Annotated in this window: 2 protein-coding genes; both read left to right on the top strand. The window is 63.9% G+C overall.

Translation table 11 applies throughout. The features are described 5' to 3' along the window. The coding region (locus ACRYLT_RS17505; RefSeq protein ID WP_482665480.1) for a methyl-accepting chemotaxis protein at positions 1 to 733 on the top strand (733 nt) is incomplete at its 5' end. Positions 734 to 994: 261 nt separating this feature from the next. Continuing rightward, positions 995 to 1,999 (top strand): HAMP domain-containing protein (locus ACRYLT_RS17510; protein WP_482665481.1); only part of this gene is annotated, 1,005 nt, incomplete at its 3' end.

Genomic DNA, 1,999 nt, shown 5'->3' on the forward strand with positions numbered 1-1,999 from the left:
CACCGTCAATGGCGGCCGCTCGATGGCGGACGAGGCGGTCCAGGCGATGGGCCGGGTGAGCGAGAGTGCCAAGGGCATCGACAGCGTCATCGAGGGCGTCGACAAGATCGCCTTCCAGACCCGGGTTCTGGCGATGAACGCGGCGGTCGAGGCCGGCCGCGCCGGCGATGCCGGCCGCGGCTTCGCGGTGGTCGCCGATCTCGTCTCGGCCTTGGCCATGCGCGCCGAGGAAGAGGCGAAGCGCGCTCGCGACCAGCTTACCGTCACCCAAACCGACATCGTCACGGCGGTCCAGGCGGTGCAGAAGGTGGACGGCGCCCTGGCCGACATCTCCGAAGGGGTCGGCGAAGTCCACCAGTTGCTCGGCACGATGGCTTCGGACAACCAGGCCCAGGCCTCGGCCATCACCCAGATCAGCGCGGCGGTGACCAGCATGGACCAGTCGACCCAGCAGAATGCCGCCATGGTCGAGCAGACTTCGGCGGCCGCGCGCAACCTGTCGAGCGAGGTCGAGGCGCTGGCCGAGCAGGCCGGGCAGTTCCAGATCGGCGACGATGGGCACAGCCGCGCCGCTCCGGCCAAGGCGAGGAAGTCGGGACCCGTCTCCTTCTCGCCCCAGACCCCGCGAAGCGAGACCTATGTCTCCCCGGTCAAGGCCCTGGTCACCACCAGGACCAACGGCAACGGCGTCATCCACCACGTCGCCCCAGCCGACGACTGGAAGGACTTCTGACCTCGTCCCTCCTCCCTGGGGAATGATGAATGAGAGAGGCGCGGCAGCCGAAGCTGCCGCGCCTCTTCCTTTTTCGGCGTCGCGAGAAGCCACGATGAAGTGTGACCCTCTTCACGAGCTCAAAAACATCGGGGCTCGGCACTGCCGAATGCCCCTCGCCGATCCCGAGAAACCTGGCTTCGCGAAAACTGGTCCTTCCCCCAAGGGTCGAGCTGATCCTCTCTATAAGAAGAGGGACAAAGTAATCCAAAGGCTCCGAACATGTTTCGTCACTTGTCCCTCAGCACCCGAATGATCGCCGGCTTCGGGCTGGTCCTAATGCTGCTTGTTGGCCTGTCCGCCGTGAGCATCAATCGCGTCAACATGGTCAATGCGAACCTTGGGACGATGAACGACATCAACAGCGTGAAGCAGCGCTATGCGATCAACTTCCGCGGCAGCGTCCACGACCGAGCGATCTCGCTTCGAGATGTGATCCTCGTTCCAAATGAATCCGAGGTCATCGAGGCAGTCGAGGAAATCGACAGGCTGGCCGCCATGTATGCGGAGTCAGCCGGACCACTTGACGCCATGCTGCGCCCGGAAACTGATCCCGCCCCTGAGGAAATCAGGATCCTCGACAGCATCAAGGAGACGGAACGCGAAGCCATGCCGATCATCGCCGAGGTGATCGCACGCAAGCGCAACGGCGATGTTCAGGGCGCCCAGAATCTGCTCATGCAACGCGCTCGGCCCTTGTTCGTCCAGTGGCTCGCCCGCATCAACCAGTTCATCGACCATCAGGAAGCGATGAACAATCGCATCGCCGGTGATACCCGCGGAGCGACCGGGAGCTTCCAGCTCCTGATTCTGGTCCTTTGCGGGATCGGTCTCGCTTTTGGCGCGGCAGTCGCCTGGTGGGCCGTTGCGAGCGTGCGACCGCTGCGGCGCATGGCCAAAATCATGGAAAGGCTCGACGAAGGCGAAGGCGACCTCGCCATCCCCGCCGCCGGCGATCGGAACGAGCTCGGTCAGCTTGCCGACGCGATGACTAGCTTCCGAACGAAGCTCAAGGCCGCTCAAGCAGCCAGCGCAGCCGCGGACGCCTCGAAGCGCGAGCAGGCCGAACTCATCGTCGGCAGCATTGGCGAAGGCCTAAAAGCTCTATCGCGGGGCAATCTCAATTCCCGTGTCGACGCCGACCTGACCGGCCCGTTCGCCTCACTGAAAGCGAACTTCAACGAAGCGGTTGCGAGCCTTCGTTCGCTGATCGGATCGGTGCTGGAG

Source organism: Sphingosinicella sp. SM1-17, assembly GCF_056821765.1.